The organism is Actinacidiphila epipremni (assembly GCF_012034175.1).
Taxonomy (GTDB): Bacteria; Actinomycetota; Actinomycetes; order Streptomycetales; family Streptomycetaceae; genus Actinacidiphila; species Actinacidiphila epipremni.
This window is the reverse complement of the sequence record NZ_JAATEJ010000055.1, coordinates 1-4,152: the sequence shown is the minus strand read 5'-3', so window position 1 is coordinate 4,152 and position 4,152 is coordinate 1. Positions and strand designations below refer to the sequence as shown.

3 protein-coding genes are annotated in these 4,152 nt (G+C 67.8%); 2 read left to right on the top strand and 1 reads right to left on the bottom strand.

Features of this window, described 5'->3' with window-relative positions:
- The coding region (locus HCN08_RS34330; protein WP_167987285.1) for an endo-1,4-beta-xylanase at positions 1-1,036 on the bottom strand (1,036 nt) is incomplete at its 3' end.
- A 643-nt stretch (positions 1,037-1,679) separates the two neighbouring features.
- Between HCN08_RS34330 and HCN08_RS34325 the strand changes: the two genes are divergently transcribed.
- Entirely contained in the window at positions 1,680-2,714 is a 1,035-nt protein-coding gene (locus HCN08_RS34325; RefSeq protein WP_322974858.1) for an arabinan endo-1,5-alpha-L-arabinosidase, read from the top strand.
- Positions 2,715-2,928: 214 nt separating this feature from the next.
- Positions 2,929-3,930: a hypothetical protein gene (locus HCN08_RS34320; protein WP_167987281.1), complete on the top strand. Its 1,002-nt coding sequence runs from the start codon at positions 2,929-2,931 to the stop codon at positions 3,928-3,930.
- The last annotated feature ends 222 nt before the right edge of the window (positions 3,931-4,152 follow it).

The following is a 4,152-nucleotide window of genomic DNA, read 5'->3' as shown; positions in this document are numbered from 1 at the left end:
ACAACGACCCCGACCCACCACCGGTCGAAGAACCGCCGAGCGCGGCGAGCACAGCGTTGTAGGCGGCCTTCTTGTTGCCGCTGCTGTCGAAGAGCAGGGGGCTGTCGCCGCTGCGCCAGGAGTCGCTGTCGCGGATTCCCCAGACGGTGATGCCGGTGCAGCGCGAGACGTTCAGGCAGGCGTTGACGGTATTGGTGTAGTTGGTGGCCGATGCCTGCGCGATGTCGAGTTCGGTGATCTGCACGTCGACGCCGAGGGCGGCGAAGTTGGACAGTGTGGTCTGGAAGCTCGCGGGCGGTCCACCGGTGCCGAAGTGGCTCTGGAAGCCGACGCAGTCGATGGGCACGCCGCGGGCCCTGAAGTCCTTGACCATGGCGTAGACGCCCTGGGTCTTGGCGTCGGACCAGTTCTCGATGTTGTAGTCGTTGTAGCAGAGCTTGGCCGAGGAGTCGGCTGCCCGGGCGGTACGGAAGGCCTCCTCGATGAAGCCGTTGCCGAGGACGTTCTGGAAGACCGAGCTGCGGTGTTGTGTGGAGCCGTCGGCGAAGGCTTCGTTGACCACGTCCCAGGCGTAGATCTTGCCTTTGAAGTGGGTCATTTCCTGCGTGATGTGGTTGTCCATCACGCTACGCAGCGTGGTGGCGTCGGTGATGGAGCTGACCCAGGAGGGCAGTTGCGAGTGCCATACGAGAGTGTGGCCGCGCATGCGCTGTCCGTGGGACTGGGCGTGGCTGACTATCTGGTCGGCGGGCGCGAAGTTGAAGTTGCCGCGGGACGGCTCCGTGGTGTCCCACTTCATCTCGTTCTCCGGGGTGATCATGGTGAACTCCCGGTCGAGAATGCCCGCGTAGGTGGCGTCACCGAGCTTGCCGGCCGCCACCGCCGTGCCGAAGTACCGGCCGCTGCCGGCTGCCGCCGCGCCCAGCGTGCTGCCCGCGGCACTTGCGCCGGATGGCGTGTACAGCAGCGCGCCAGCTGCCAGCGCCGCCGTGGCGAGCACGACTCCGGGGGAGAATCTCTTGTGTGGCCAGGACATGGACTTCCAACTCCTTGTGTCGTGGGGGGATGTTCGCGCACATGCGTGGGGGACACGATCGCCGTTGCCGGAGGGGCTGGTGGTGAGTACTCCTGGTGAAGTGCCGATGCGAGAGTCGGCAGGGATTGATAGCGCTAACAATCTGGCTCGGACACATGTGTTCACCACGCCAGCCGCGCCCCGACCAGGGCGCGGGGCGGACCGATCCCAAGGACCGAGGGTCGCGACCGGGCTCCCGCCGCCCGACCGCGACCATGAGGCGAAACGGTGGCAGTCTGGCCCCGCACGAACCCCTGGGTCAACGCCCATGCACCGGAAATTTCGGCATCGACAGCCGACAGGATCCCGGTGCCACGCGTGGCACTCCACTCAGCGCAGGACCGCTCAGCAGCTCGTCCTGGGAGCCCGGGCTCTGGGGACCTCCGAGGTATCGGCGCGACTGCCTGCTTGCGGAGAGGGCGATCTCGCCCTAATGCTGGACAGCGCTTCAACGGGACGCTATAAACCCTCCTACCTGTTACCTCCAGATGTCGCGGCGCACACCAGGCGCCTCCCCCCCGCACATGGAGGAACCATGCCCGCTCCACACCGCATTGGCCGGCCCCTCTCGCGAGCAGTCGTCTCGGCCCTCTTCACAGATTACTTGTTAGCGCTCACTCTTTCGCGCCGGAAGAACCACACCCCGGCCCACCCCGCCCGGCCGCCTCGCCGGCGCCGGTCGGCGAGTGCGCTGATCACGGCGGCCCTGCTGGCGCTCGTACTGGTCGGCTCCGCCCAACTGCCCTCTGCCGCCGCCTCGTACCCCAATCCCGGCACGGTGACCGGCGACATCGGCGTGCACGACCCGAGCATGGTCAAGCGTCCATCCGGCGGCTACCTCGCCGCCTACACCGCGGACAACATCGGGCTGAAGACCTCCGGCGACCGGACTGCCTTCCGCAACACCGGCGCCGCCTTCCCAGGTGGCGCTTCCTGGACGTACGCGTACACCAACGGCAGCCGGAACCTATGGGCACCCGACCTCTCATACCACAACGGCCTGTACTACATGTACTACGCCGCATCGACCTTCGGTTCCAACCACTCGGCCGTCTTCCTGGCCACCAGCACGAGCGGGGATCCGGGCAGCTGGACCAACCGGGGTCTGATCATCTCCTCGCAGCAGTCGGACGACTTCAACGCGATCGACCCGAACCTGGTCGTCGACGCCCAGGGCAAGTGGTGGCTGACCTTCGGCTCCTTCTGGTCCGGCATCAAGCTCATCGCACTCGATCCGTCAACCGGGCTGCGCGCCGACACCGCACTACGCTCTGTCGCGGGACGCGGCGGCGGAGCCATCGAGGCGCCGTACATCTTCCGGCACGGCGGCTACTACTACCTGTACGTCTCCTTCGACCTGTGCTGCCGAGGCGCGTCGAGCACCTACCGGATCATGGTCGGCCGTTCCACCAGCGTCACCGGCCCCTACACCGACCGCAACGGCACCCCCATGACGGCGGGAGGAGGCACCGAACTCCTCGCCGGTCACGGCAGCATCCACGGCCCCGGCGGCGAGGGCGTCTTCAGTGACACGGACCACGACATCCTCGTCTACCACTACTACGCGGACAACGGTGCTCCGCTGCTGGGCATCAACTGGCTCACATACGACTCCGGCGACTGGCCCCAGGTCAGCTGAGGGCGGGACACCGCGCGCTCCCGTCAGCAGATGACCGGTCAGCAGGGGCAGGGAAGGGGTTCGGGTGATGAGCGGCCCTGACCGCATCGCTGCGAACAGGTCCGGCCAAAAGTGAATGATCGGTGACATCAGGGTTGCATCCGGGCGATGTGCTGGTCATGCTCGCACGAGGCGTGCCGACGGCACGCCGCCCTTCCCCCCACGAGGAGCAGCCATGCCGGAGCCCGCAGACGACCGGTTACCCACCCGCAGGAAAGTGCTCAGGACCGCGACCGCCCTGGGTGGCGCCGCCGCCCTGCTCGCCGCCGGCCGTGCCCAGGCCGGCGCCGCCACCCCTCGCCCGGGTGCCTCCGGCACGGGCCCCGCTGTCGCCCCGGCGGACGAGCAACCACCCTTCACGCAGGAGGAGTTCCTCCAGGAGCTCGCCACCGCCGAGGCGTACTGGGACTCCCTCGGCCTCGGGCAGGACCCCTACGACCCGAACATCGCCGACAGCGACGGCCTGGTCACGTACATCAACGCCACCACCAACAACCCGCCGCCCGAACTGGTCAAGGTGCGCCAGGACATGTCCCGGGTGCTGGAGGGGCTGGTGGGCATCGTCGCCGCCGCGGTGCTCAAGACCGCCGGCTCCGACGACGCCGCCAAGCACAAGCCGGACCTGTGGACGACACCCATGGAGAAGGGACTCGCGCCGTTCATGGGCGGCTTCACCTCGGAGATCACCTCCTACGACCGCGAGGTGGTGGGCATCGACATCGCCACCCAGTTCCTCAACATCCTCATCGACGCGGTGTCCGGCAAGGGCGGCCAACTCGCGGCCTTCAAGCAGTTCCTGGCCTCGCAGGGCGAGACGATGCGGATCTACGGCGGCAGTTCGGTCGAGAGCTACCAGTACGCGTGCGTGGGCATCGTGCACGAGATGTTCCAGGTCGAGGACGGCGAGTGGGTGTACGTGCCCAAGATCCGCGCGTACTTCACCTCCTTCACCAAGGAGACGTGGTCGGTGAACATCGGCTGCGCCAGCGCCCAGAAGTTCCGCTTCGCCTTCCGGGTGGAGAAGTTCGTCACCCCCTTCAAGCTGCAGACCTGGCAGGAGCAGGACTGGTTCAGGGAGGAGGTCGACGCCTTCATCAAGAAGTACACGAAGGCCGAGATCGACCAGTCCCAGAACTACTTCGACGGCGTCTTCGAAAGCACGCTCGGCACGCCGTAGCCGCGCCGGCCCCCGGGGGCGCCATGTCAGGGGGCGCCCCCGCGGGCCCCGTGTCACCAGCCGACGTCGGCCCCCGCCTTGCGGTGGGCCGGAGGTTCGCCGCCGGCTTCGCTGAACGCCCGCAGCGCCCTGATCAGCCCGGCTCGCTGGCCCTGCGGCATGGCCGCGACGATCCGGGCGATCTCGGCGCGGCGGCGCTCGGTGGCCTGCCGGACGGTGCTA